The sequence below is a fragment of the Neisseria sp. P0021.S006 genome (genome assembly GCF_051956895.1).
In genome coordinates, this window is sequence record NZ_JBQCWZ010000907.1 from 1 (window position 1) to 588 (window position 588).

The window sequence follows — 588 nt, forward strand, 5'->3', positions numbered from 1 at the left end:
AAATACGGCCATCCCCAACTGCGCGCCCGCCATATGCCTTTTGCCGTCAACGTACAAGTCCGCAACGAATGGATCGCCTGCTTTGCCCAAGCCATGAGCGAACTGGACATCGACAAAGCACTTGCCGAACCTGTTTTAATCCAAGTTTTTGCCATGGCAGATTGGTGCCGTAACCAAAACGAAGATGGTATCGAACCGCCTATGCCGCCGATGGCGGTTGATCCATGGGTACGTGCCCCGGAATTGCAGCAGATTTTAGCCAGCTATGATGTCAACGGATTTTTTGAGGAATTCACTAGTTGAGGCCGTCTGAAAAAACTAGGATAAAATAGAAACAATAATTTGAAAGAAATGGATTTTAGAATGAATAAATTATTAAAAAAAATGATGGTAGCCCTGTTGTCTTTGGGCTTGGCGCAGGCAGTTTGGGCTGACAGTCTCCAAGATTACAAGAAAACCCTTCAAGCTGCGGAGCAAGGAAATGCTAAAGCCCAATTTAGTTTGGGTAAGATGTATTACAAAGGTGAAGGAGTCCGTCAAGACTATGCACAGGCAGTGCAGTGGTATCGTAGGGCTGCAGAACAAGGA

The 588-nt window shown here is 46.3% G+C and carries 2 protein-coding genes; both read left to right on the top strand.

Annotated elements, in window-relative coordinates; genetic code table 11:
* Window positions 1-303 (top strand): globin domain-containing protein (locus ACTHUM_RS17825; RefSeq protein WP_440403668.1); only part of this gene is annotated, 303 nt, incomplete at its 5' end.
* Window positions 304-363: 60 nt separating this feature from the next.
* On the top strand, window positions 364-588 hold a 225-nt coding region (locus ACTHUM_RS17830), incomplete at its 3' end, for a tetratricopeptide repeat protein (protein ID WP_440403669.1).